Here is a 24,787-nt window from a genome sequence, read left to right on the forward strand (position 1 = left end):
GGGGCCCGCCCCGCCCCGCCGCCCGGGGCGGGGGGGGGGCCACCCAACGGGGCGCCCCCGCGCGGGGGGGGGGCGGCCGCGCCCCCCCCCCCCCGTCAGGTGCCCAGCTCCGGCCGCCCGGCCCCGTCAGGTGCCCCGGCCCCGGCCGCCCGCCCCCGTCAGGTGCGGAGGTGGACGATGTCGCCCGCTCCGACCGCCTCCGTGCCGCCGCCCTCCGTGGCGACCACCAGGCGGCCGTCGCCGTCCAGGGCGAGGGCCTCGCCCTCCAGCATCCGCTCCCCGGGGAGGTCGGCGCGGACGCGGCGGCCCAGGGTGGCGCAGCCCGCCGCGTAGGCCGCCTGGAGGCCGGAGACCTCGGGGTCGCCGTCGGCCCGCACCCACTCCCCGTACCACTGCTCCAGGGAGCGCAGGATCGCCCGCAGGAGGGGGTCGCGGTCGGTGGAGACCGCTCCGGCGAGGAGGAGGGAGCCGGCCGCGGGGACGGGCAGTTCGTCCTCGCGGAGGGTGACGTTGAGGCCGAGTCCGACGACGACGCCGTCCGCCCCGGCCCGCTCGGCGAGGATGCCGCCCGTCTTGCGCTCCTCGCCCGCGACGGAAACCAGGAGGTCGTTGGGCCACTTGAGGGACATGTCGACGCCCGCGGCCTTCGCGAGGGCCGTCGCGGCGGCGACCCCGGCGAGCAGCGGGAGCCAGCCCCAGCGGTGCACCGGAACGTCGGGCTTGAGCAGGACGGAGACGAAGAGCCCGGAGCGGGCGGGCGCCGTCCAGCTGCGGTCGAGGCGGCCGCGCCCGGACGTCTGCTCCTCGGCGACGAGGACCGCGCCCTCGGGCAGTTCGTCGGCGCGGGCGGCGAGGTCGGTGTTGGTGGACCCGGTGGTGGTGACCACGTCGAACGAGGTCCACAGCCCGTCGGGCCGGACGAGCGCGCGGTGCAGGGCGGCGGCGTTGAGCGGGGGGCGGTCGAGGTCGGACCAGCGTCCGCCGGAGGCTTGAGAGGACGTCATGCAAGCCAGACTAGGTGTGGCAAAGACCGCAGTGCCGAACCGTATGCGCGTGGATACGCTACGGGTCAGTAGGCCGTAAGTAGGCCATTCGTAGTCCACGAACCCCCCGTGACCAGGCAGGGAGCCGCATCCCGATGTCCGAGCCGGCAGAGCAGTACGAGATCGACATTCACACGACCGCGGGCAAGATCGCGGACCTCAAGCGCCGTATCGACGAGGCCACCCACGCCGGCTCGGAGCGCGCGGTGGAGAAGCAGCACGCGAAGGGGAAGCTCACCGCGCGCGAACGCATCGCGCTGCTGCTCGACGAGGGGTCCTTCGTCGAGCTGGACGAGCTGGCCCGGCACCGCTCGACCAACTTCGGCCTGGAGAAGAACCGTCCGTACGGCGACGGCGTCGTCACGGGCTACGGCACGGTGGACGGCCGTCCCGTCGCGGTCTTCTCGCAGGACTTCACGGTCTTCGGCGGCGCGCTCGGCGAGACCTTCGGCCAGAAGATCATCAAGGTGATGGACTTCGCCCTCAAGACCGGCTGCCCGGTCATCGGCATCAACGACTCCGGCGGCGCCCGCATCCAGGAGGGCGTCAGCGCGCTCGGCATGTACGGCGAGATCTTCCGCCGCAACACGCACGCGTCCGGTGTCATCCCGCAGATCTCGCTGGTCGTGGGCCCCTGCGCGGGCGGCGCTGTCTACTCCCCCGCGATCACCGACTTCACGGTGATGGTCGACCAGACGTCCCACATGTTCATCACGGGACCGGACGTCATCAAGACCGTCACCGGCGAGGACGTCGGCTTCGAGGAGCTGGGCGGCGCCCGCACGCACAACACCACCTCGGGTGTCGCGCACCACCTCTCCGGGGACGAGAAGGACGCCATCGACTACGTGAAGTCGCTGCTGTCCTACCTGCCGTCGAACAACCTGTCGGAGCCGCCGGCCTTCCCGGAGCAGGCGGACACGGAGGTCGGCGCCGAGGACCTGGAGCTCGACACGCTCATCCCGGACTCGGCGAACCAGCCGTACGACATGCACACCGTCATCGAGCACGTCGTCGACGACGGCGAGTTCCTGGAGACGCAGGCCCTGTTCGCGCCGAACATCCTCACCGGCTTCGGCCGGGTGGAGGGCTTCCCGGTCGGCATCGTCGCCAACCAGCCGATGCAGTTCGCCGGCTGCCTGGACATCAACGCGAGCGAGAAGGCGGCCCGCTTCGTCCGGACCTGCGACGCGTTCAACATCCCGGTCATCACCTTCGTCGACGTGCCCGGCTTCCTGCCCGGCGTCGACCAGGAGTACGGCGGAATCATCCGGCGCGGCGCGAAGCTCATCTACGCGTACGCCGAGGCCACCGTTCCGCTCATCACGGTCATCACGCGCAAGGCCTTCGGCGGCGCCTACGACGTCATGGGCTCCAAGCACCTCGGCGCGGACCTCAACCTGGCGTGGCCGACGGCGCAGATCGCGGTCATGGGCGCGCAGGGCGCGGTGAACATCCTGCACCGCCGGACGATCGCGGCGGCCGAGGACCAGGAGGCGGAGCGGGCCCGGCTCATCCAGGAGTACGAGGACACGCTGCTCAACCCGTACACGGCGGCCGAGCGCGGCTACATCGACGGCGTGATCATGCCGTCGGACACCCGCCCCCAGATCGTCAAGGGCCTGCGCCAGCTGCGGACGAAGCGGGAGTCCCTGCCTCCGAAGAAGCACGGCAACATCCCGCTGTAGGACCGCCGCCGGGACTCACCGGGACGGACCGACGAAACCCCCGAGACACCCTCCAGACCGCCGAGGAGCCGCTGTGATCAAGGTCGTACGAGGAAACCCGACCCCGGAGGAGCTGGCCGCCGCACTGGCGGTGGTCCAGGCCCGGGCCGCGGCCACGGCGGCGGCGTCCGCCGGGGAGGGCGGCCCGGCCGTACCGGAGGGGTGGTCGGACCCCTCCCGCATCGCGCGCGCGGTCCGGCAGCGGCCGGGCCCGCGGGCCTGGGCCCGGTCGTACTGGCCGGTCTGAGCCCGCCCGAGCAGACGAACGAGAAGGCCGGACCCCGTGTGCGGGGGGTCCGGCCTTCGGCGTGTCCTGCGGCTCGTCGTCACGTACGGCGGAGGAAGAGGCCGGACAGGACGGCTCCGGCGGCGACGACCGCGGCGTTGACGAGGACCGCGAGCCCGATGCCGTCCAGGAGGACGGGGGCGGTCACGACCACGGCGCTCATGATCGGCGTGCCCATGGTGATGCCGACCTGCTGGGTCATGGTGGCGAGGCCCGTCGCCATGCCCTGCTCGCCGTCGGGGAGGCCGGAGGTGGCGGTGACCATGAAGCCGACGATGGCGAGCATGTTGCCGACGCCGCCCGCGAAGGTCGCGGCGAGCAGCAGCCAGAGGCCGTCGCGGTCGGTGCCGAGGCCGAACAGCGCGAGGGTGGCGGCGGCCTGGAGGAGCCCGCCGGCGACGAGGGCGGTGCGGACGCCGAAGCGGCCGATGAAGCGGGGGGCGAGGACGCCGCCGAGGATCGTGCCCGCGCCGAGGACGCCGAAGGAGAGCCCGGCGGCGAGCGGGGAGAAGCCGAGGACGTCCTGGAGGTAGAGCGTCATCAGGAAGACCAGCGAGGTCTCGGTGACGAAGGCGACGAGCCCGGCGAGGTTCCCCCAGACGACGGTCCGGCGGCCGAGGACCCGGAGGGGGACGAGCGGGGAGGCGGCGTGCCGTTCCACCAGGCCGAAGGCGAGGAGCAGGACGGCACCGGCGCCGAGGGCGGTGAGCGCGGTGGGGTGGGTCCAGCCGTGTTCGCCGGCGGCGGTGAGCCCGTAGACGAGGGCGAGGAGGCCTCCGGTGACGGTGACGGCGCCGGGGACGTCGAGGCGGGGGCGCGTGGCGGGGCGGCTCTCGGTCAGGACGGCGGGGGCGACGAGGAGCACGGCGAGGGCGACCGGGACGTTGACGAAGAAGGCCCAGCGCCAGGAGAGCAGGTCGGTGAGGACGCCGCCGAGGATGGCGCCGGTGGTGAATCCCGCGGACATGAGGGCGCCGTTGAGGCCGAGCGCCTTGGCGCGCAGCGGGCCCTCCGGGAAGGAGGAGGTGAGGAGCGAGAGCCCGGCGGGGGTGACGGCCGCGGTGGCGAGGCCCTGGGCGACGCGTGCGGCCATGAGCACCTCCGGGCCGGTGGCCAGGCCGCCGACGAGGGAGGAGACGCCGAGGAGCGCCATGCCGCCGAGGAAGACGCGGCGGCGGCCGAGGATGTCGGCGACGCGCCCGAAGAGGAGGGTGAAGCCGGCGGCGGCGAGGGCGAAGGCGGTGGCGATCCACTGGAGGCCGCCGAGGGTGAAGCCGAGTCCCTGGCCGATGACGGGGAGGGCGACGTTCAGGATCGAGAAGTCCACGGCCAGCATGAACTGGGCGAGGAGGAGGACGACGAGGACGAGCCGCATCCGGCCGGTCATGGTGGGGGTGGGAGTGGGAGCGGAGGTGGGTGAGGACGTGGGGAGATCCAGGGCGACCATACGTACGACCCCTTAATGGGAAGCTGGTTCCGTTAAGATGTCCCGTACCGTAGCAGAGTCGAAGGCCTTAATGGAACAGGAGAACCGTTTGACTGAGAGCCGCCCGGCCTCGCCCGGCACCCAGCGCCCCGGCGGCCGGACCGCGAAGGTCCGCAGGGCCGTCCTCGACGCCACCCTCGACGCCCTCGCCGAGACCGGCTTCCACGCCCTGAACATGGACCGCATCGCCGCGCACGCGGGCGTCGGCAAGACCACCGTCTACCGCCGCTGGGGCTCCCCCGTCGGCCTGGTCACCGACCTCCTGCACGACATGGCCGAGCAGTCGCTGCCCGCGTCCGACACCGGCAGCCTCCCGGGGGACCTGCGGGCCAACGCCGAGCTTGTACGGAGCACGCTCACCGACCCGCGCATGGGCGCCGTCTTCCGTGCGGTCATCGCGGCCGCCGCCTGCGACGAGGAGTGCGCGGGCGCCCTGGCCGGCTTCTACCGCACCCGGCTCGCCGAATGGGCCCCGGTCGTCGCGCGGGGCGAACGCCGCGGCGAGGTGCCGGCCGGGACCGACCCGGCGGAGCTGCTCCGGGCCGTCTCCGCGCCCCTCTACTACCGTTTCGCGGTCACGCGCGAGGAGGTCACGGAGGCGGTCGCGGAACGCGCGGTGACGGCGGCTCTGGCGGCGGCCCGCGAAGGCGTGTTCGTGGTCCGCTAGCCGCGTTCGACCGCGGACAGCCGGGTGCGTTCGACCGCGGCGAGGCGTTCGACCGGGGGGGGCGCGTTCGATCGCGGCGAGGCGTTCGACCGCGGACGGGGGCACGGGACCGGGGCGGTTGAGTATCCGTACTCAGGCGCCCCGCCCGTCCCGCGAGCAGGATCGGAGCATGCTGTGGTCGGACCCGGAGAACCAGCCGCCGAAGTTCATGCGCGAGATGCAGGCCATGCTGCGCCGCGCGGGCGTGCTCCTGGCGCTCGCGATGATCGTCGCGATGTTCGCGGTGAGCGCGCGCTGAAGCCGTGCCGGGCGCCGATTACGCTGCCCCCATGACTGCTGCTGACCGACGCCGTGTCGTCCTCGCCTCCGCCTCGCCCGCCCGGCTCGGACTGCTCCGGCAGGCCGGACTCGCCCCCGAGGTGATCGTGAGCGGGGTCGACGAGGACAAGGTCCACGCCCCGACGCCGGCCGAACTCGCGCTCGCGCTCGCGGAGGCCAAGGCCGCCCGCGTCGCCGCCCGCCCCGAGGCGAGCGGTGCGCTCGTCATCGGCTGCGACTCGGTCCTCGAACTGGACAAGCAGGCCCTCGGCAAGCCGGCCGACGCCGAGGAGGCCACGGCCCGCTGGAAGGCGATGCGGGGGCGCGTCGGCATCCTCCAGACGGGTCACTGCGTGTACGACACGGTCGCCAAGCGGTACGAGTCGGCGACGGCGTCGACGGTGGTGCGCTTCGGCGAGCCGACCGACGCGGAGATCGCGGCGTACGTGGCGAGCGGCGAACCGCTGCACGTCGCGGGCGCGTTCACCCTGGACGGGCGTTCGGCGCCGTTCATCGAGGGCATCGACGGCGACCCGGGCAACGTGATCGGCCTCTCCCTGCCGCTGCTGCGCGCGCTCCTCGCGAAGCTGGGCGTGCAGATCACGGACCTCTGGGCCTGACGCCCGGCGGCTCGTCCCGCCCGCGAGGCCCGATCCCTCGCCCGCGAGGCCTGACCGCCCCTCAGGCCTCGGCCGGAAGCGGCGCCTCCACCCCCGGCGCCCCCGGCTCCCCGGGACCGCCGGCGTCCTTCCCGTACGCCACCAGGGTGAGGACGATCAGTCCGAGCACCAGCGCCATGAACGCGAACGCCTCCCAGCCGATCAGGCCGAGGGTGACCGCGCCGAGGACGCCGTGGACGACCGCGCAGCCGATGAGGAGGCCCCGGCCGATGCGGCCGGGCCGCCGGTCGCGCACGGCCGCGAGGAGAGCGACGAGCGCGCAGCCCACGAGCGCGACCCCGGAGCCGATGCCGAGGGCCCAGGTGCCGGTGACCATGGCGTCCGGGTCGAGGCCGTCGAGCGACATCGACTGGACCTCCACGAAGCGGGCCATGACGGCGTTGATCGCGACGATGGCGGGCGCTTCGAGGAGCAGCACCGCGGCCGTCACGAGGGCTATCGGTCTTCGGGCCACTGGGCCACCCCCTGGATTCGCCTGTTACCGACAGTACGATCGACTGCGCGCAGGCTACTGGCCGGTAAATCCCCGGACAAGAGTTCGCGCACGGGCGGCGGGCCGCGACGGCTCCGCAAAGAATCACCGAGCGGTTCGTAGGGACCCCACAAAGAAACCCGAATGGCGACTGGCCACAAGAACAGAGACCTGCGCCACACCTCGGAGCTACTGTCTCGTAAAGGAACCCTGCGTACCGTGGTGCGACAAGGGATTTCACGACCCGGGCACGCCTCGAATCACGCTCCGTGTGGGCAACCTCACCACTGGGGACGGGTCGAAAGGCCGTGTCGGCAGTCCCTAAACTCAGCTTGTTTTCAAGGAGGGAGCCATCGTGCGCAAGGTGCTCATCGCCAACCGTGGCGAAATCGCTGTCCGTGTGGCCCGCGCGTGCCGGGATGCCGGTATCGGCAGCGTCGCCGTCTACGCCGAGCCGGACCGGGATGCCCTGCATGTCCGGGCGGCCGACGAGGCGTTCGCCCTGGGCGGTGACACTCCGGCCACCAGCTACCTGGACATCGCCAAGGTGCTGCAGGCCGCCAAGGATTCCGGCGCCGACGCGATCCACCCCGGATACGGCTTCCTCTCCGAGAACGCCGAGTTCGCGCAGGCCGTCATCGACGCGGGCCTCACCTGGATCGGCCCGCCGCCGCAGGCGATCCGCGACCTCGGTGACAAGGTCGCCGCCCGCCACATCGCCCAGCGCGCCGGGGCGCCGCTGGTCGCCGGCACCCCCGACCCGGTCTCGGGCGCGGACGAGGTCGTCGCCTTCGCCGAGGAGCACGGCCTGCCGATCGCGATCAAGGCCGCCTTCGGTGGCGGCGGCCGCGGCCTGAAGGTCGCCCGCACCCTCGAAGAGGTGCCCGAGCTCTACGACTCCGCCGTTCGCGAGGCCGTCGCCGCCTTCGGCCGCGGCGAGTGCTTCGTCGAGCGCTACCTCGACAAGCCCCGTCACGTCGAGACGCAGTGCCTGGCCGACACCCACGGCAACGTGGTCGTCGTCTCCACCCGTGACTGCTCCCTCCAGCGCCGCCACCAGAAGCTCGTGGAGGAGGCGCCCGCGCCGTTCCTGACGGACGAGCAGAACGCCCAGCTGTACTCGGCGTCGAAGGCGATCCTGAAGGAGGCCGGCTACGTCGGCGCCGGCACGGTCGAGTTCCTCGTCGGCCTCGACGGAACGATCTCCTTCCTGGAGGTCAACACCCGCCTCCAGGTCGAGCACCCGGTCACCGAGGAGGTCACCGGCATCGACCTCGTCCGCGAGATGTTCCGCATCGCCGACGGCGAGGAGCTGGGGTACGGCGACCCCGCCGTGCGCGGTCACTCCTTCGAGTTCCGCATCAACGGCGAGGACCCGGGCCGCAACTTCCTGCCCGCCCCCGGCACCGTCACCAGCTTCCAGCCGCCGACCGGCCCGGGCGTCCGCCTGGACGCCGGTGTCGAGTCCGGCTCGGTCATCGGCCCGGCCTGGGACTCCCTGCTCGCCAAGCTGGTCGTCACCGGCGCCACCCGTCAGCAGGCCCTGCAGCGCGCGGCCCGCGCGCTCGCGGAGTTCAAGGTCGAGGGCATGGCCACCGCCATCCCGTTCCACCGGGCCGTCGTGGTCGACCCGGCGTTCACCGCCGACCCGTTCCGCGTCCACACCCGGTGGATCGAGACGGAGTTCGTCAACGAGATCAAGCCGTTCGCCCCGGCCGGCGCCGAGGCGGACGAGGACGAGTCGGGCCGCGAGACGATCGTCGTCGAGGTCGGCGGCAAGCGCCTGGAGGTCTCCCTCCCGTCCTCGCTCGGCATGTCGCTGGCCCGCACCGGCCTCGCGGCCGGCGCCAAGCCGAAGCGCCGCGCGGCGAAGAAGTCCGGCCCCACCGCCTCCGGTGACACCCTCGCGTCCCCGATGCAGGGCACGATCGTGAAGGTCGCCGTCGAGGACGGCCAGGAGGTCAAGGAGGGCGACCTCGTCGTCGTCCTCGAGGCCATGAAGATGGAACAGCCGCTGAACGCCCACAAGTCCGGAACGATCCAGGGCCTCAGCGCGGAGATCGGCGCCTCCATCACCTCCGGCGCCGCGATCTGCGACATCAAGGACTGATCACCGCACGAGTACGGTACGAAGGGCCCGCAGGCAGCCGCCTGCGGGCCCTTTGCCGAGGGGAGGGGCCCGGTCCATGCGAGCCGACGCGCGCCGCAATCACGAGCGGCTGCTCACGGAGGCCCGGTCGGTCTTCGCCGCGCAGGGCGCGGACGCGCCCCTGGAGGAGATCGCCCGCCGGGCGGGCGTGGGGATCGGCACGCTCTACCGCCACTTCCCCACCCGCGCCGACCTGTTGAACGCGGTCTTCCAGGAGGCCGTAGCCGCGCTGCTGCGCCGCTCGCAGGAGCTGGCCGGGGCGGGGTCGCCGTGCGGCGCGCTGGTGGAGTGGCTGCGCGCGCTGATCGCCCACGCGGGTGAGTACCGGGGACTCGCGCACGGCCTGATGTCCGCGTCGTACGACCGGAGTTCCGCGCTCGCCCGGTGCAGCGAACCGCTGCGGACGGCGGGCGAACGGCTTCTCGGACGCGCCCGGGAGGCGGGGCAGGTACGGGCCGACGTGTCGATCGGCGACCTGATGCAGCTCACCAACGCGATCGCGCTGGCGGCGGAACAGTGCCCGGAGGACGCGGAGTTGGCGGACCGCCTGCTCGCGCTGACGCTGCGGGGACTGAAGGACTGACCGCCCGCGTCCGTACGGGACGGCGGTACGGGCACGGCGGTACGGGCGAGCCGCGCGCGCCGGGTCCGGCTGCGCGGGACCCCTGGGGGAGGGTCCCTCGGTGCATGCGCCCCGGGTCCGGGCCGGGGCCCGGCCCGCTGAGGACCGGTGCGGGTCAGCGGCGCCGGAGGTCGGCCACCCTGGCCGTGCGCTCCAGCGTCTCCGCGCCGAGACCGGCGCCCGCGCCCCGGTACTGCCCGGCCGTCGCGATCCGGCCGCGCTGCACGGGCAGCGGCATCTCACGTCGGCCGCGGGGTCCCGGGGGGACCTGGTCACCGCCGGGGGCGGCCTGGCCCGTGCCCGCCACGGCGATCTGCACGCCCTGGTCGGCGAGGGCCTGGAGCTCGGTGGCGGCCCGGTCGTCGTGGGCCGGGGGCTCGTCCGTGACGAGGCGGGTGATCACGTCCGTCGGGACCGTCTGGAACATAGTGTCGGTGCCGAGCTTGGTGTGGTCGGCGAGGACCACGACCTCCGCCGCCGCCTGCACCAGGGCCCGGTCCACGCTCGCGGAGAGCATGTTGGACGTGGAGAGTCCGCGCTCGGCGGTGAGCCCGCTGCCGGAGAGGAAGGCCCGGGAGACCCGCAGGCCCTGCAGCGACTGCTCGGCACCGCTGCCCACCAGGGCGTAGTTGGAGCCGCGCAGCGTGCCGCCGGTCATGACGACCTCGACGCGGTTGGCGTGGGCGAGGGCCTGGGCGACGAGCAGCGAGTTGGTGACGACGGTGAGACCGGGCACGCGGGCGAGCCGGCGGGCCAGCTCCTGCGTGGTGGTCCCGGCGCCGACGACGATCGCCTCGCCCTCTTCGACGAGACCGGCGGCCACGTCGGCGATGGCCGTCTTCTCCGCTGTGGCGAGATGGGATTTCTGCGGGAAGCCGGATTCTCGCGTGAATCCGCCCGGCAACACCGCACCGCCGTGCCGGCGGTCGAGGAGTCCTTCTGCCTCCAGTGCCCGTACGTCCCTCCGTACGGTCACCTCCGAGGTCTGGACGACGCGGGCGAGCTCGCGGAGCGACACGGCCCCATTGGCTCGCACCATTTCGAGGATCAACTGGCGACGTTCTGCAGCGAACACGAAACTGACAGTAACGTGACCGGGCGATACTTTTCAGCAGTATGCGCCGAATTGCTGAATACGTGCACGGACGGGGTCCCCAAGTGGTATGGGGAACCCCGTCGTTGATCCGTCGCACGCCCGGACTATGCCCCGCCTTGCCGGGGGTTGTCCGAGTCGGCGCACCGTTCCCGCAGGCGGGAGCGGCCGCCGGCCGGGAGGCTACGCCTCGTCCGCCGTCTTTCGGGTGTGCAACTGCCGTGCCACTTCCGCGATCGAGCCCGACAGGGAGGGGTACACGGTGAAAGCATTTGCGATCTGTTCGACCGTCAGATTGTTGTCGACCGCGATCGAGATCGGATGGATCAACTCGCTGGCGCGCGGCGCGACGACACAGCCGCCGACCACGATGCCGGTGCCCGGACGGCAGAAGATCTTCACGAAGCCGTCCCGGATGCCCTGCATCTTGGCGCGCGGGTTGCGCAGCAGCGGCAGCTTGACGACCCGGGCGTCGATCTTGCCCGCGTCCACGTCCGCCTGCGTGTAGCCGACGGTGGCGATCTCGGGATCGGTGAAGACGTTCGACGAGACCGTCTTCAGGTTGAGCGGGGCCACCGCGTCGCCGAGGAAGTGGTACATCGCGATGCGGCCCTGCATGGCGGCGACCGAGGCGAGCGCGAAGACGCCGGTGACGTCGCCGGCCGCGTACACGCCGGGGGCGGTGGTGCGGGAGACCTTGTCGGTCCAGATGTGACCGGAGTCCTTCAGCCTGACCCCGGCCTCCTCCAGGCCCATGCCGGCCGAGTTCGGGATCGCGCCGACCGCCATCAGGCAGTGCGTGCCGGAGATGACCCGGCCGTCCGCGAGGGTGACCTCGACCCGGTCGCCGACCCGCTTGGCGGACTCGGCGCGCGAGCGGGCCATGACGTTCATGCCGCGGCGGCGGAACACGTCCTCCAGGACGGCCGCCGCGTCCGGGTCCTCGCCCGGCAGCACCCGGTCGCGCGAGGAGACCAGGGTGACGCGGGAGCCGAGGGCCTGGTAGGCGCCGGCGAACTCGGCGCCGGTGACGCCGGAGCCGACCACGATGAGCTCCTCCGGGAGCTCCTTGAGGTCGTACACCTGCGTCCAGTTCAGGATGCGCTCGCCGTCCGGCTTGGCGTCCGGCAGCTCGCGCGGGTGGCCGCCGGTCGCGATCAGCACCGCGTCGGCGGTCAGCGTCTCCTCGGTGCCGTCCGCGGCCGTGACGACGACCTGGCGGGAGCCGTCCATCGCCTGGCGGCCGGAGAGCCGGCCGCGGCCGCGCAGCACGCGGGCGCCGGCCCGGGTGACGGAGGCGGTGATGTCGTGCGACTGGGCGAGCGCGAGCCGCTTCACCCGTCGGTTGACCTTGCCGAGGTCCACGCCGACGACGCGGGCGGCCTGCTCCAGGTGCGGGGTGTCGTCCGCGACGATGATGCCCAGCTCCTCGTAGGAGGAGTCGAAGGTGGTCATCACCTCGGCGGTGGCGATCAGGGTCTTGGAGGGGACGCAGTCGGTCAGGACGGACGCGCCGCCGAGGCCGTCGGTGTCGACGACGGTCACCTCCGCGCCGAGTTGGGCGCCCACCAGGGCCGCCTCGTATCCGCCGGGTCCGCCGCCGATGATCACGATCCGGGTCACTGGGATCTACGCCTCGCGCTCTCGTTCTGCCGGGGGGTCCGGTGGGTCCCCCGCGGGGCTGCAGTGCGTACGCCATTGTCCCGCACGCTTCAAGTGCGTACCCCATTGTCCCGCACGGCCGGGGTGCGCACGCGCCGGGGGCTCCCCGGGGTGTGTCGGGGCCTCGGACGGACCCCGGGCGGGGCATCGGGGAGGGCCCGCGGGGGCCGGGGCGCCGCCACCTGCCGGCCCCGCCCCGGGCCGTCACCCCGCGGTTCGCCGGTCCCGGCGCCCCCTCCCGTACCCTCGGTCCCATGTCGCTCTACGCCGCGTACGCCGGCAACCTCGACGCGCGGCTGATGAGCCGCCGCGCACCGCACTCCCCGATGCGCGTCACCGGCTGGCTCAACGGCTGGCGGCTGACCTTCGGCGGCGAGCAGATGGGCTGGGACGGGGCGCTGGCCACCATCGTCGAGGCCCCCCGCTCGCAGGTCTTCGTGGCGCTGTACGACATCGCGCCGATGGACGAGGACTCCATGGACCGCTGGGAGGGCGTCGGCCTCGACATCTACCGGCGGATGCGGGTGCGCGTGCACACGCTGGACGGGGAGGAGGCCGCGTGGGTGTACGTGCTGAACGCGTACGAGGGCGGGCTGCCGTCCGCCCGCTACCTGGGCGAGGTCGCCGACGCCGCCGAGTCGGCCGGCGCGCCGCACGACTACGTCATGGAGCTCCGCAAGCGTCCGTGCTGACGCGGGTCCGGCCCGCCCGGCCGGGCTCCCGGCCGGGCTCCTCACCGACGGCGTCGATCTCTTCGTCGGAAACGACAAGGCAACGATCACAGCTCCGTGCGCGACGTCATCTACGCGCGTAGGGATTCTCGGGCTAGGCTTCCTCGCGTATCAAATCCGTCCGGGGTTCCCCTCGGACCCCCCTCCCCGAGGCGAGAGAGTCAGTGAACGCAACTGCCACCCCGTACGAGGCCGCCGAGGCCGCCGCCGCGCGTCTGCGCGAGCTGACCGGCGTCGAGAACCACGACGTCGCCCTGGTCATGGGCTCCGGCTGGGCGCCCGCCGTCGACGCGCTCGGCGCCCCCGAGGCCGAGTTCCCGGTGACCGAGCTCCCCGGCTTCCCGCCGCCCGCCGTCGAGGGCCACGGCGGCAAGATCCGCTCGTACAAGATCGGCGAGAAGCGCGCCCTGGTCTTCCTCGGCCGCACCCACTTCTACGAGGGCCGCGGCGTCGCCTCCGTCGCCCACGGCGTGCGCACCGCCGTCGCCGCCGGCTGCAAGACGGTCGTCCTCACCAACGGCTGCGGCGGCCTGCGCGAGGGCATGCGCCCCGGCCAGCCGGTCCTGATCAGCGACCACCTCAACCTGACGGCCGCCTCCCCGATCGTCGGCGCGAACTTCGTCGACCTCACCGACCTGTACTCGCCGCGGCTGCGCGCGCTGTGCAAGGAGGTCGACGAGACCCTGGAGGAGGGCGTCTACGTCCAGTTCCCCGGGCCGCACTACGAGACCCCGGCCGAGATCAACATGGTCCGCGTCCTCGGCGGCGACCTCGTCGGCATGTCCACCGTCCTGGAGGCCATCGCGGCCCGCGAGGCCGGCGCCGAGGTCCTGGGCATCTCGCTCGTCACCAACCTGGCGGCGGGGCTCTCCGGCGAGCCGCTGAACCACGAGGAAGTGCTCCAGGCGGGGCGCGACTCGGCGGCGCGGATGGGCGAGCTGCTCACCCGGGTGCTCGACCGCATCTGACGGTCACGGCCGGGCCGCCGCGCGGGGCCGCGCCCCCGCCCGTCCGCTCACGTCACCGGGGCTCCGCCCCCGACCGCCGTACGGGGTCCGGGGGCCCGGCCCCCGTTTCGGGAGGGGGCGGGGCGGGGCAAGGCTCCGCCCAGCGGCCCGTGCGCCCGGCCGCCGGCCGCCCGGCCCACCCGCCGCCCGGCCGCCCGCACCCCCTCCCCGTACCCCCGAAAGGCACATCACCGTGACGCAGGACGACCTCCTCGCCCGGGCCAAGGCCTGGCTCGCCGAGGACCCCGACAGCGAGACCCGCGACGAGCTCGCCGCGCTCATCAACGGCGGAGCCACGGAGGAGCTGACCCTCCGTTTCGCCGGCACGCTCCAGTTCGGCACCGCCGGACTCCGCGGCGAGCTGGGCGCGGGCCCGATGCGGATGAACCGGTCCGTCGTCATCCGGGCCGCCGCCGGCCTCGCCGCGTACCTCAAGGCCAAGGGCCAGGAGGGCGGCCTCGTCGTCATCGGCTACGACGCCCGCTACAAGTCCGCCGACTTCGCCCGCGACACCGCCGCCGTCATGACCGGCGCCGGGCTGCGGGCCGCGCTGCTCCCGCGCCCGCTGCCGACGCCCGTCCTGGCGTACGCCATAAGGCACCTGGGCGCCGTCGCGGGCGTCGAGGTGACCGCGAGCCACAACCCGCCGCGCGACAACGGCTACAAGGTGTACCTGGGCGACGGCTCCCAGATCGTGCCGCCGGCCGACGCGGAGATCGCCGCCGAGATCGCGGCCGTGCGGTCCCTGCACGACGTGCCGCGGCCGGAGAGCGGCTGGGAGACCCTGGGCGACGAGGTCCTCGACGCGTACCTGGAGCGCACGGACGCGGTGCTGACCCCCGGGTCGGCCCGGAGCGTGCGGACGGTCTACACGGCCATGCACGGCGTCGGCAAGGACGTCCTGACGGCGGCCTTCGCGCGGCACGGCTTCCCGCCGCCCGCACTCGTCGCCGAGCAGGCCGAGCCGGACCCGGCGTTCCCCACGGTCGCCTTCCCCAACCCGGAGGAGCCGGGGGCCATGGACCTGGCCTTCGAGGCCGCGCGGGCCGTCGGCCCCGACATCGTCATCGCCAACGACCCCGACGCCGACCGCTGTGCGGTGGCCGTGCCGGACCCCGCCGTCGCGGGCGGCTGGCGGATGCTGCGCGGCGACGAGGTCGGCGCGCTGCTCGCCGCGCACCTGGTGCGCAAGGGCGCGCGGGGCGTGTTCGCCGAGTCGATCGTCTCGTCGTCGCTGCTCGGCCGGATCGCGGAGGCCGCGGGCGTCGGGTACGAGGAGACGCTGACGGGCTTCAAGTGGATCGCCCGCGTCGAGGGGCTGCGGTACGGGTACGAGGAGGCGCTCGGCTACTGCGTCGACCCGGAGGGCGTCCGCGACAAGGACGGCATCACGGCGGCGCTGCTCGTCGCCGAGCTGGCCTCGGAGCTGAAGGAGCGGGGCCGGACGCTGACCGACCTGCTCGACGAGCTGGCGGTCGAGCACGGCCTGCACGCCACGGACCAGCTGTCGGTGCGGGTGGAGGACCTGAGCGTCATCGCCGACGCGATGGCGGCGCTGCGCGAGCGGCCGCCGGTGCGGCTCGCGGGTCTGACGGTCGTCTCGGCGGAGGACCTGACGAAGGGCACGGAGTCGCTGCCGCCGACGGACGGCCTGCGCTACCACCTGGAGGGCGCGTACAAGGCCCGGGTGATCGTCCGCCCCTCCGGCACGGAGCCGAAGCTCAAGTGCTACCTGGAGGTCGTGGTCCCGGTCGCCGCGGCGGGCGAGCTGGCGGCGGCGAGGACGCGGGCGTCCGAGGTGCTGGTGGCGATCAAGCGCGACCTGTCGGAGGCCGCGGGCCTCTGACCGCGTCCGGTGCGACACGACCGAGGGCCGGTACGGGATTCCGTACCGGCCCTCGTTCCTGTGCGTACCGGCCCTCGCCGGCTGCCCGGATCAGCGCGTGGCGAGGAGGATCACGAGCAGGACGAGCCCGGCCGCGGCGGGGCCGATGATCTCGTACGCCCAGCGCACCCGCACCTCGCCCTGGGCGCCGGGGGTGGCCGCCCGCCGCTCGGCGAGGTCGCGCAGGTCGGCGACGGTCTGGTCGGTGGGCGCGGTCCGCGACGAGCTGTCCCGTACGTCGGCGGAGACGGAGGTGCGGCCGTGCGGGTCGTCCTGCGAGGCGCGGGCCGCGCGGCGGGCCGCCTTCTTCCGCTGGCGCAGCGAGACGGGGACGGCCCACAGCTGGTAGCGCGAACCGTCCTGCGCGAGGGCCTCGCTGGAGTAGCCGGCGCGGACGTCGGCGACCGTGCTCCAGGGCAGGGTGATCAGCCGGAAGGGGTTGCGGATCCTGAGCCGGTCGTCGTTGGCGTACACGGCGGGCCGGATCGTGAACGCGACGATCAGCGGGACGGTGAAGACGAGCCCGGCGAGCGCGAACCACGGCGCCCGGCCCTCGCCCCTGAGCACCGCGTCACCGGCGAACAGGACCGCGAGGATCAGCAGGAACACCCCGCTGGCGATCCCGAGGGACGAGCGGAAGACACGGTCGGCGGACGGCTGCTCGGCGGGCTGCTGCTCGTGGCTCGGCTCGCGGGGCGGCTGCTCGGGGGTCGTCATGCAGGCGATTGTGCCTCAGCGGGCGGGGCGCGGCTCAGGCGGCCCGCGCGGCCACGAGGTCGGCGTACAGGATGATGTTGTCGGGGCGGTGGCCGTCGACGAGTTCCCCTCCGCAGGTGACGACGCGCAGCTCGGGGCGGGTGGTGTCGCCGTACACCTTCGCCGTCGGGAAGGTCTTCTTGTCGACCTGCTCCAGCTCCCGCACGCGGAAGACGGCGGCGGTCCCGTCGGCCCGCGTCACGGTGATCTCGTCGCCCACCCGGACCTTGGCGACGTCCTTGAGGACGGCCGGACCGCGCTCGGTGTCGAAGTGGCCGATGAGGACGGCGGGGCCGGTCTCGCCGGGCGTGACGCCCTTGTCGTACCAGCCGATGCGGTCGGCGTCGGCGACCGAGGGCACCTCGACGGTGCCGTCGGCGGCGAGGCCGAGCTCCAGGACGGGGCCGGTGGGCCCGGTGTCGACCCCGGCGGAGGGCAGCTGGACGCGGACGGGCAGCGAGCGGGCCAGCGGCCGGACCGGGGCGGTGTCCCGAGCGGGCGCGGGCGCGGCGGACTCGGTGACGCGGGCGGGCTGGGCGACGGCGGCGGGCCCGGCGCCCGCCGCGCCTGAGCAGCCGGTCAGCGCGACGGCTGCGGCGGCGGCGGCGAGGAGCAGGGCGGGGGCGGTACGGACACGGCTGCGGCGGCTGTTCACGGGACGGCTCCGGGCGGCGGACGGTCGGACGGGTGCGGCCGGCCGCCGCGCGGGACGCGGCGACCGGCCGGGGGTGGGGTGGTGCTCCCGCTCGGGTCAAGGGGCGGGGAGGGTGGGTGCGGGGCGGTACGCGCCCCGCGGGGTGCGGGTCAGACGCGGGCGGCGGCGGCCCGGCGGCGGCGCAGGCCGAGGAGGCCGAGGCCCGCGGCGGCGAGCGAGGCGGCGCCCGCGCCGGCCGCGACCAGGACGGTGGAGTCGCTCCCGGCGCCGAGCTCGGCGCCCGCGGCGACGCCGCCGCGCGGGATCACGGTGGTCTGCCCGGTCCGGGTGCCCGTGCCGGAGGCGCCGGTGGTGTCGCAGCCCTTGGGCAGCTTCGGGAAGGCGATCCAGTGGTAGGGCGTGTCGCCGCCCTGGGTGCGCTGGCCGAGCAGCGGGGTGGCGCTGTACGGGCCGTCGATCATGAGGCCGTTGCCCTTGTCCTTCGGCCGGTTGCGGTCGACGACGTCGATCGTCTTGCCGTTCTCGTCCTTCAGGACGGCCTTCGGGCCCTTCGTGGCGTCGCGGGTGAGGACGACGGTGAGGCCGCCGAAGACCGAGGGGACGGTCTGCTGGACGGTGCACGGGCCGGTCTGCTCGACGGTGCCGACCGTCGGCATCGAGGCGGCGCACTCCTTGCCGAGGGACGGGAAGTCGCTCCAGGTGAAGAACGTGTCGCCGCCCTGGGTGCGCTGGCCGAAGCGCGGGGTGAGGCGGTCGAGGCCCTCGATCTTGAGCCCGACGCGGCTGTCGAAGGGGTGGGCGCGGTCCGCGGTGCCCTGGACCTTGCCCTCGGGGTCCGTGAGGACGGCCTTCGGCCCCTTGGCGGCGTCGTTGGTGAGGGTCACGGCCCAGCCCTGGCCGAAGACGGAGGGAATGACCTGGCGGACGACGCACGCGCCGATCACGACCGGGCCGCCGGGCTGCGGGCCGCGGCCCGCGGGCTCCGCGGTGACGGTGGCGGAGGGCGTGGCCGTGGCGGTGGCGGAGGGCGTCGCGGTGGCGGAGGGCGTCGCGGTCGCGGTCGGAGCCGGGGTGCCGGTGGCGGTCGCCGTCGGCGCCGGGGTGCCCGTCGCGGTGGCGGTCGGGGAGGGGGTGGCCGTGGCAGCCGGCGTACCGGTGGCGGTGGCGGTGGCGGTCGGGGCCGCGCCCGGGGTCGTACCGTCGGCGGCGAAGGCGCTCCCGGCCGTGAGGGCCGGGGCGGTGATCGCGACGCCCGCGACGAGGGCCGTGGCGATGGCGGTGCGAAGGGCGGTGCGCATAACGACTCCTGTGATTCAGGTGGTGATGGTCGGTGGAAGAGCCGCATGCCGCTTTTTCTCGGTCCCGACGGTGACTGGTGTCCGGTGAGGTCTGGCTGGCTGCAAGAAGAAAATTAGTGATCTTGTATGGGGGAGCTGTCCGTTCCCTGTCACACGCGTGTGACAGGAGTCATCTCCCCTGCCCCTGTGACCTCACGCTCTGCGGGACCGGTCCCCTGTACAGGTCGCTACGCGCGTAGATATGCTCGACTGGTGACCATGCCCACCACTGCACCCGCAGCTCATGCCTTCGCCGACGTGACCGCGTCCGACAGCACGCTGCGCCGCTTCCTCCACGGGCTGCCCGGCGTCGACGCCGTCGGCCTGGAGGCGCGCGCCGCGTCCCTCGGCACCCGCTCGATCAAGACCACGGCCAAGGCCTACGCCATCGACCTGGCCATCTCCATGATCGACCTGACGACGCTCGAAGGCGCGGACACCCCGGGCAAGGTCCGGGCCCTCGCCGCCAAGGCCGTCAACCCCGATCCGACCGACCGCACGACCCCGACGACCGCCGCCGTCTGCGTCTACCCCGACATGGTGGCCACCGCCAAGGCCGCCCTGAAGGGCTCCGGCGTCAAGGTGGCCTCGGTCGCCACCGCCTTCCCGGCGGGCCGCGCCGCCCTCCCCGTGAAGCTGGCCGACACCGCCGACGCCATCGCCGCCGGGGCCGACGAGATCGACATGGTCATCGACCGTGGCGCCTTCCTCGCCGGCCGCTACCTGGAGGTGTTCGAGCAGATCGCCGCGATCAAGGCGGAGTGCGGCGACCGCGCCCGCCTCAAGGTGATCTTCGAGACCGGCGAACTGTCCACGTACGACAACATCCGCCGCGCCTCCTGGCTCGGCATGATGGCCGGCGCGGACTTCATCAAGACCTCGACCGGCAAGGTCGCGGTCAACGCCACCCCCGCGAACACCCTGCTCATGCTGGAGGCGGTGCGCGACTTCCGCGCGCAGACCGGCGTCCAGATCGGCGTGAAGCCGGCCGGCGGCATCCGCAACACCAAGGAAGCGATCAAGCTCCTGGTCCTCGTCAACGAGACCGTGGGCGAGGACTGGCTGGACAACCACTGGTTCCGCTTCGGCGCCTCCAGCCTGCTCAACGACCTGCTGATGCAGCGCCAGAAGCTGGCGACCGGCCGTTACTCCGGCCCCGATTACGTGACGGTGGACTGATCAACATGACCTCCCCCTTCGAGTACGCACCCGCACCCGAGTCGCGCTCGGTCGTCGACATCGCGCCGAGCTACGGCCTGTTCATCGACGGCGAGTTCGTCGACGCGGCCGACGGCAAGGTCTTCAAGACCGTCTCCCCCTCCACCGAGGAGGTCCTCTCCGAGGTCGCCCAGGCGGGCACCGAGGACGTCGACCGCGCGGTGAGGGCGGCCCGCAAGGCGTTCGAGAAGTGGTCGGCGCTGCCCGGCTCCGAGCGCGCCAAGTACCTCTTCCGGATCGCCCGGATCATCCAGGAGCGCAGCCGCGAGCTGGCCGTCCTGGAGACCCTCGACAACGGCAAGCCGATCAGGGAGACCCGCGACGCGGACCTCCCCCTGGTCGCCGCGCACTTCTTCTACTACGCGGGCTGGGCCGACAAGCTCGACCACGCCGGCTTCGGCGCGAACCCGCGCCCGCTGGGCGTGGCCGGCCAGGTCATCCCGTGGAACTTCCCGCTGCTCATGCTGGCGTGGAAGATCGCCCCGGCGCTTGCGACCGGCAACACGGTCGTCCTGAAGCCCGCCGAGACGACCCCGCTCTCCGCCCTGTTCTTCGCGGACATCTGCCGCCAGGCCGGGCTGCCGAAAGGCGTCGTCAACATCCTTCCCGGGTACGGGGACACGGGCGCCGCGCTCGTCGAGCACCCGGACGTGAACAAGGTCGCCTTCACCGGTTCGACCGCCGTCGGCAAGGCCATCGCGCGCTCCGTCGCCGGCACGGACAAGAAGCTGACCCTGGAGCTGGGCGGCAAGGGCGCCAACATCGTCTTCGACGACGCGCCGATCGACCAGGCCGTCGAGGGCATCGTCAACGGCATCTTCTTCAACCAGGGCCAGGTCTGCTGCGCGGGCTCGCGCCTCCTCGTCCAGGAGTCGATCCAGGACGAGCTGCTCGACAGCCTGAAGCGCCGCCTGTCCACGCTCCGCCTCGGCGACCCGCTGGACAAGAACACGGACATCGGCGCGATCAACTCCGAGGAGCAGCTCTCCCGGATCACCACGCTCGTGGAGCAGGGCGAGGCGGAGGGCGCCGAGCGCTGGACCGCCGCCTGCGAGCTCCCGGCCGCCGGCTACTGGTTCGCCCCGACGCTCTTCACGGGCGTCACGCAGGCGCACACCGTGGCCCGCGACGAGATCTTCGGCCCGGTCCTGTCGGTGCTGTCGTTCCGTACTCCCGACGAGGCCGTGGCCAAGGCCAACAACAGCCAGTACGGCCTCTCGGCCGGCATCTGGACGGAGAAGGGCTCCCGCATCCTGGCGGTGGCGAACAAGCTCCGGGCCGGGGTCGTCTGGGCCAACACGTTCAACAAGTTCGACCCGACCTCGCCGTTCGGCGGCTACAAGGAGTCGGGCTTCGGCCGCGAGGGCGGCCGCCACGGTCTGGAGGCCTACCTCGATGTCTGACGTGACGCGCCTCAGTGTCTTCAAGACCTACAAGCTGTACGTCGGGGGCAAGTTCCCCCGCTCCGAGAGCGGCCGGGTGTACGAGGTGACGGACTCCAAGGGCAAGTGGCTGGCGAACGCGCCCCTCTCCTCCCGCAAGGACGCCCGTGACGCGGTCGTCGCCGCCCGCAAGGCGTTCGGCGGCTGGGCGGGGGCGACCGCGTACAACCGCGGCCAGATCCTCTACCGCGTCGCCGAGATGCTGGAGGGCCGCAAGGGCCAGTTCGTGCACGAGGTCGCGCACGCGGAGGGCCTGTCCAAGAACAAGGCGGCCGAGGTCGTCGAGGCCGCGATCGACCGCTGGGTCTGGTACGCGGGCTGGACGGACAAGATCGCCCAGGTCGTGGGCGGCGCCAACCCGGTCGCGGGCCCGTACTTCAACCTGTCGACCCCGGAGCCGACCGGTGTCGTCACGGTCGTCGCCCCGCAGGACTCGTCCTTCCTGGGCCTGGTGTCGGTGATCGCCCCGGTGATCGCGACCGGCAACACCGCGGTGGTCGTCGCCAGCGAGAAGGCCCCGCTCCCGGCGCTCTCCCTCGGCGAGGTGCTCGCCACCTCCGACCTGCCGGGCGGTGTCGTCAACATCCTCTCCGGCAAGGCCGCGGAGATGGGCCCGCACCTGGCGGCCCACCAGGACGTCAACGCGATCGACCTGACGGGCGCGGACGCCGACCTGGCGCGCGAGCTGGAGATCGCGGCGGCGGACAACCTGAAGCGCGTCCTGCGCCGCCGTACCGAGGACTTCACCGCGTCCCCGGGCACGGACCGCATGACCGCGTTCCTGGAGACGAAGACCGTCTGGCACCCCACGGGTTCGCTGGGCGCGAGCGGCTCCTCGTACTAGGTCGGACCTCGGTCGGACCTGCGCGCGAACGGCCCCGGGTGTGGACACCCGGGGCCGTTCGCGCGCAAGATCCGTTCATGATGAGGGGACTGGTCAAGGGGAACAACGCCTTCGTCCCGACGGCCGCGCTGCGCGTCGCCGTCCGGAGCGGGGTGGACGTCGCGGCGCTGCTCGTGACGGAGCTGGGCAGGGTCCGGGGGGACTCCGACATCGTGTTCGACGGCGCTCCCGCGCACGCGTCGGGCGCGGTACGGCTCACCGCGGGCGAGGACGGCACGGTGTGGGTCGACGCCGACCTCCCGCGCACGGAGGAGACGATCACCCGCGTCCTCCTGGTGGCCTCGACGGAGGAGGGCGCCCTGCGGGACGCGCACGGCCTCTCCGTGGAGGTCCTCGGTCCCGACGGCTCTACGGTCGTGGCGTACGAGGTGACCGACGCGGGCGACGAGACGGCGATGGTCCTCGCGGAGCTGTACCGCCGCTCGGGCGGCTGGAAGTTCCGCGCGGTGGGCCAGGGGTACGTCGACGGGCTGACGGGCCTGGCGAGGGACCACGGGGTGGACGTGACCGAGACCCCGCACGAGCCGCCGGTCCCGGCCCCGGTCCCGGTCCCGGCGCAGGGCGAGCCCGCGCCCCAGCCCCAGGCGCAGGCGCAGGCGCAGCCCCAGCCCCCGGCCACGGCCCGCGTGCGGCGCCCGACCCGGGAGGAGCTCCTGGACATGACCCCGGAGCAGATCCGGGCTCTGGCCCTGGAGGCCCGGGCGTCGGCCGAGGAGACCCCCCACGCCCAGGCCACGGCCGCGCCCCCGCTCCCCCGCCCCTCCACCGGCGAGTGGCGGCACGGCTCCGACTTCACGCCGCGCACGCTGCGCGGCCGCGAGAACGACGTGATCACCCTGGACGGCCTCCCGCCCGGCGTGGTCCTCGTCGAACTCGACGTCACCGGCCCCGGCTACACCGGGATGTGGCCCCTCGACGGCAACAACAAGAAGCTGCGCTACCTGGTCAGCAGCACGATCGACGACTTCCGGGGCCGCGTCACCACCACCGTCCCCGAGGACGGGCGGCTGCGGCTGCGGCTGGAGGCGGACGGGGCCTGGCGGCTGCGGGTCGCGCCGCTGTCGACCGCCCCGCTGCTGACGGGCAGGCGGCTGGAGTCCAGGGGCCCCGACGTCCTGCGGTACACCGGCGGACCGGCCGATGTCGTCTTCGACTACGAGGGCGACTCCAACTTCATCGTCCACCTCTTCGAGCTGGCCGGGCACGACGACCTGACCCGCCTCCCGGCCCACGGCACGAACGCCGTCAACGAGATCGGCCGCCGGAAGGAGACGGTGCCCCTGCCCGCGGGCCCGCTCGTCCTGCGCCTGCCGGCCTCGGACGGGCCGTGGAGCGTGCGCCTGAAGGATCCGGGGGCGTACGGCGGGGCGTCGTACGCCGACGGCGGCGGCGGCATCGGGAAGGTGCTCGAACCCCGCACGGTGCTGAAGTGGCTGCGGCGCGGCCGCTGAGCCCCCGTCGCCCGGTCAGCCCGGCAGCAGCCCCTGCGTCAGGGGCCCGGCCACCGGCAGGTCGGCCACGGCCCCGCCCTTCGTGAGGTGGTCGGTGACGAGGTGCGTGCCGACCGGCTTGAAGTCGGCGACCTGGGTGCCGAGTCCGTTGTCGAGAGGGTCGACGCCCGTGTTGGCCAGCGGGTCGAGCTGGAGCCGGGTCAGCGGGCCGAGCCCGTGGGTGACGCCGGTCAGCGCACCCGAGCCGGCCGCGGCGGCGTCGGTGCGGGTCAGCGAGTCGACGGGCAGCGGCACCGGGGCGACGGCCTGCGCCGCCGCGCCCGCGCCGAGCACCGCCGCACCCGCCGCCGTGACGGAGAGACCGGCCTTCAGGAGGGCGCTGCGGCGGGGGGTCCGGGGTTCTGCGTGACGCGCCATGGGATTCCTTCCGAGGGGTGACCGAGCGGGCACCGACAGTAGTGGAGGTGTGATGCTCGATACCAACGGCCTTCCTCGGTGGTCCCCTGGACGGGGGAATGCCTCACACTGGTGTTCCGTGAGTTCCTCATCGATCCCGACCCGGGTCGTCCTGCTCGCGGGCCCCTCCGGCTCCGGCAAGTCGTCCCTCGCCGCCGTCACCGGCCTCCCTGTCCTGCGCCTCGACGACTTCTACAAGGAGGGCGACGATCCGTCGCTCCCGCTCGTCGACGGCAGTACGGACATCGACTGGGACTCGCCGCTGTCCTGGGACGCGGACGCGGCCGTCGCCGCCGTCCTCGACCTGTGCCGCACGGGCCGCACCGACGTCCCCGTGTACGACCTCGCCGGCAGCGCGCGCGTGGGCAGCGACCGGCTCGACATCGGCCGGACGCCGCTCTTCGTCGCCGAGGGCATCTTCGCGGCGGAGATCGTGTCCCGCTGCCGCGAGCTCGGCGTCCTCGCCGACGCGCTCTGCCTGCGCGGCCGGCCCTCGACGACCTTCCGCCGCCGGCTGGCCCGGGACCTGCGGGAGGGCCGCAAGTCGGTGCCGTTCCTGCTGCGCCGCGGCTGGCGCCTGATGCGCGCCGAGCGCTCGATCGTCGCCCGCCAGACCGCCCTGGGCGCCCACCCGTGCGCGAAGGCCGAGGCCCTCGGCCGGCTCACCGCAGCCGCGGCCGGCCGCCACCGCACCCCGGCGGCCCGCTGACCGACCCGGCCCCGTGCACGCGAAGCGGGTC

24 protein-coding genes are annotated in these 24,787 nt (G+C 73.5%); 15 read left to right on the forward strand and 9 right to left on the reverse strand.

All coding sequences use genetic code 11. From position 1 onward, the window contains the following. Positions 1–158 precede the first annotated feature (158 nt). Positions 159–1,004, reverse strand: a complete 846-nt coding sequence (locus ACWDVG_RS06005; RefSeq protein WP_451696620.1) for a biotin--[acetyl-CoA-carboxylase] ligase — start codon at positions 1,002–1,004, stop codon at positions 159–161. A 134-nt stretch (positions 1,005–1,138) separates the two neighbouring features. On the opposite strand from ACWDVG_RS06005, the gene ACWDVG_RS06010 reads away from it, so the two are divergent. Together ACWDVG_RS06010 and ACWDVG_RS06015 are read left to right on the forward strand one after the other, a co-directional pair. After that, a complete protein-coding gene (locus ACWDVG_RS06010) occupies positions 1,139–2,731 on the forward strand; it encodes an acyl-CoA carboxylase subunit beta (protein WP_451696621.1) in 1,593 nt (530 codons plus the stop codon). Between the two features lie 73 nt (positions 2,732–2,804). After that, positions 2,805–3,017: an acyl-CoA carboxylase subunit epsilon gene (locus ACWDVG_RS06015; RefSeq protein ID WP_451696623.1), complete on the forward strand. Its 213-nt coding sequence runs from the start codon at positions 2,805–2,807 to the stop codon at positions 3,015–3,017. Positions 3,018–3,096: 79 nt separating this feature from the next. Here ACWDVG_RS06015 and ACWDVG_RS06020 read toward each other — a convergent pair whose 3' ends face one another. Beyond that, positions 3,097–4,503 carry an MFS transporter gene (locus ACWDVG_RS06020; RefSeq protein ID WP_451696625.1) on the reverse strand — a complete coding sequence of 469 codons (1,407 nt, stop codon included), beginning with the start codon at positions 4,501–4,503 and terminating at the stop codon, positions 3,097–3,099. Positions 4,504–4,540: 37 nt separating this feature from the next. Here ACWDVG_RS06020 and ACWDVG_RS06025 point away from each other — a divergent pair, with 37 nt between their 5' ends. From ACWDVG_RS06025 to ACWDVG_RS06035, 3 genes are all read left to right on the forward strand, one after another. Then, positions 4,541–5,209, forward strand: coding sequence for a TetR/AcrR family transcriptional regulator (locus ACWDVG_RS06025; protein WP_451696626.1), 669 nt, complete (start codon positions 4,541–4,543; stop codon positions 5,207–5,209). Positions 5,210–5,378: 169 nt separating this feature from the next. After that, complete coding sequence (gene mmpB / locus ACWDVG_RS06030) at positions 5,379–5,507, forward strand: morphogenic membrane protein MmpB (RefSeq protein WP_451696628.1); 129 nt, start codon at positions 5,379–5,381, stop codon at positions 5,505–5,507. A gap of 31 nt (positions 5,508–5,538) precedes the next feature. Further along, positions 5,539–6,147, forward strand: coding sequence for a nucleoside triphosphate pyrophosphatase (locus tag ACWDVG_RS06035; RefSeq protein WP_451696630.1), 609 nt, complete (start codon positions 5,539–5,541; stop codon positions 6,145–6,147). Positions 6,148–6,208: 61 nt separating this feature from the next. Here the strand turns inward: ACWDVG_RS06035 and ACWDVG_RS06040 are convergent, their stop codons facing one another. Beyond that, the gene (locus ACWDVG_RS06040; protein WP_451696632.1) at positions 6,209–6,661 is read right to left on the reverse strand and encodes a hypothetical protein; all 453 of its coding nucleotides are present in this window, start codon (positions 6,659–6,661) and stop codon (positions 6,209–6,211) included. Between the two features lie 373 nt (positions 6,662–7,034). Between ACWDVG_RS06040 and ACWDVG_RS06045 the strand changes: the two genes are divergently transcribed. Both ACWDVG_RS06045 and ACWDVG_RS06050 read left to right on the forward strand, forming a co-directional pair. Beyond that, positions 7,035–8,789: an acetyl/propionyl/methylcrotonyl-CoA carboxylase subunit alpha gene (locus tag ACWDVG_RS06045; protein ID WP_451696634.1), complete on the forward strand. Its 1,755-nt coding sequence runs from the start codon at positions 7,035–7,037 to the stop codon at positions 8,787–8,789. Positions 8,790–8,865: 76 nt separating this feature from the next. Continuing rightward, complete coding sequence (locus ACWDVG_RS06050) at positions 8,866–9,411, forward strand: TetR/AcrR family transcriptional regulator (RefSeq protein ID WP_451696636.1); 546 nt, start codon at positions 8,866–8,868, stop codon at positions 9,409–9,411. 154 nt (positions 9,412–9,565) lie between these two features. Here the strand turns inward: ACWDVG_RS06050 and ACWDVG_RS06055 are convergent, their stop codons facing one another. After that, entirely contained in the window at positions 9,566–10,489 is a 924-nt protein-coding gene (locus ACWDVG_RS06055) for a DeoR/GlpR family DNA-binding transcription regulator (RefSeq protein ID WP_451697002.1), read from the reverse strand. A 237-nt stretch (positions 10,490–10,726) separates the two neighbouring features. Continuing rightward, positions 10,727–12,166 (reverse strand): NAD(P)H-quinone dehydrogenase, encoded by a 1,440-nt coding sequence (locus tag ACWDVG_RS06060; RefSeq protein WP_451696638.1) that lies wholly within the window; start codon positions 12,164–12,166, stop codon positions 10,727–10,729. 293 nt (positions 12,167–12,459) lie between these two features. Here ACWDVG_RS06060 and ACWDVG_RS06065 point away from each other — a divergent pair, with 293 nt between their 5' ends. The 3 genes from ACWDVG_RS06065 (at position 12,460) to ACWDVG_RS06075 (ending at position 15,789) form a co-directional block, all read left to right on the forward strand. After that, positions 12,460–12,897: a gamma-glutamylcyclotransferase gene (locus ACWDVG_RS06065; protein ID WP_451696640.1), complete on the forward strand. Its 438-nt coding sequence runs from the start codon at positions 12,460–12,462 to the stop codon at positions 12,895–12,897. Positions 12,898–13,100: 203 nt separating this feature from the next. Further along, positions 13,101–13,904 (forward strand): purine-nucleoside phosphorylase, encoded by an 804-nt coding sequence (locus ACWDVG_RS06070; RefSeq protein WP_137993728.1) that lies wholly within the window; start codon positions 13,101–13,103, stop codon positions 13,902–13,904. A 232-nt stretch (positions 13,905–14,136) separates the two neighbouring features. Further along, positions 14,137–15,789 carry a phospho-sugar mutase gene (locus tag ACWDVG_RS06075; protein ID WP_451696643.1) on the forward strand — a complete coding sequence of 551 codons (1,653 nt, stop codon included), beginning with the start codon at positions 14,137–14,139 and terminating at the stop codon, positions 15,787–15,789. Positions 15,790–15,879: 90 nt separating this feature from the next. Here the strand turns inward: ACWDVG_RS06075 and ACWDVG_RS06080 are convergent, their stop codons facing one another. From ACWDVG_RS06080 to ACWDVG_RS06090, 3 genes are all read right to left on the reverse strand, one after another. Continuing rightward, on the reverse strand, positions 15,880–16,545 hold the full coding sequence (locus ACWDVG_RS06080; protein ID WP_451696645.1) for a PH domain-containing protein: 666 nt from the start codon (positions 16,543–16,545) through the stop codon (positions 15,880–15,882). Between the two features lie 34 nt (positions 16,546–16,579). Next, positions 16,580–17,239, reverse strand: coding sequence for a class F sortase (locus tag ACWDVG_RS06085; RefSeq protein ID WP_451696647.1), 660 nt, complete (start codon positions 17,237–17,239; stop codon positions 16,580–16,582). A gap of 149 nt (positions 17,240–17,388) precedes the next feature. Beyond that, complete coding sequence (locus ACWDVG_RS06090; protein ID WP_451696649.1) at positions 17,389–18,537, reverse strand: hypothetical protein; 1,149 nt, start codon at positions 18,535–18,537, stop codon at positions 17,389–17,391. Positions 18,538–18,795: 258 nt separating this feature from the next. Between ACWDVG_RS06090 and deoC the strand changes: the two genes are divergently transcribed. From deoC to ACWDVG_RS06110, 4 genes are all read left to right on the forward strand, one after another. Continuing rightward, a complete protein-coding gene (gene deoC, locus ACWDVG_RS06095) occupies positions 18,796–19,755 on the forward strand; it encodes a deoxyribose-phosphate aldolase (RefSeq protein WP_451696651.1) in 960 nt (319 codons plus the stop codon). A 5-nt stretch (positions 19,756–19,760) separates the two neighbouring features. Continuing rightward, positions 19,761–21,197, forward strand: coding sequence for an aldehyde dehydrogenase family protein (locus ACWDVG_RS06100; RefSeq protein WP_451696653.1), 1,437 nt, complete (start codon positions 19,761–19,763; stop codon positions 21,195–21,197). Next, positions 21,190–22,080, forward strand: coding sequence for an aldehyde dehydrogenase family protein (locus tag ACWDVG_RS06105; RefSeq protein ID WP_451696655.1), 891 nt, complete (start codon positions 21,190–21,192; stop codon positions 22,078–22,080). The genes ACWDVG_RS06100 and ACWDVG_RS06105 overlap by 8 nt, the downstream gene beginning before the upstream one ends. A gap of 77 nt (positions 22,081–22,157) precedes the next feature. Continuing rightward, positions 22,158–23,591: a TerD family protein gene (locus ACWDVG_RS06110; protein WP_451696656.1), complete on the forward strand. Its 1,434-nt coding sequence runs from the start codon at positions 22,158–22,160 to the stop codon at positions 23,589–23,591. A 15-nt stretch (positions 23,592–23,606) separates the two neighbouring features. Here the strand turns inward: ACWDVG_RS06110 and ACWDVG_RS06115 are convergent, their stop codons facing one another. Then, positions 23,607–24,008 (reverse strand): hypothetical protein, encoded by a 402-nt coding sequence (locus tag ACWDVG_RS06115; protein WP_451696658.1) that lies wholly within the window; start codon positions 24,006–24,008, stop codon positions 23,607–23,609. Between the two features lie 52 nt (positions 24,009–24,060). On the opposite strand from ACWDVG_RS06115, the gene ACWDVG_RS06120 reads away from it, so the two are divergent. Beyond that, positions 24,061–24,756 (forward strand): ATP-binding protein, encoded by a 696-nt coding sequence (locus tag ACWDVG_RS06120; RefSeq protein ID WP_451696660.1) that lies wholly within the window; start codon positions 24,061–24,063, stop codon positions 24,754–24,756. Positions 24,757–24,787 lie beyond the last annotated feature (31 nt).

It is taken from the genome of Streptomyces sp. NPDC003327 (assembly GCF_053589515.1).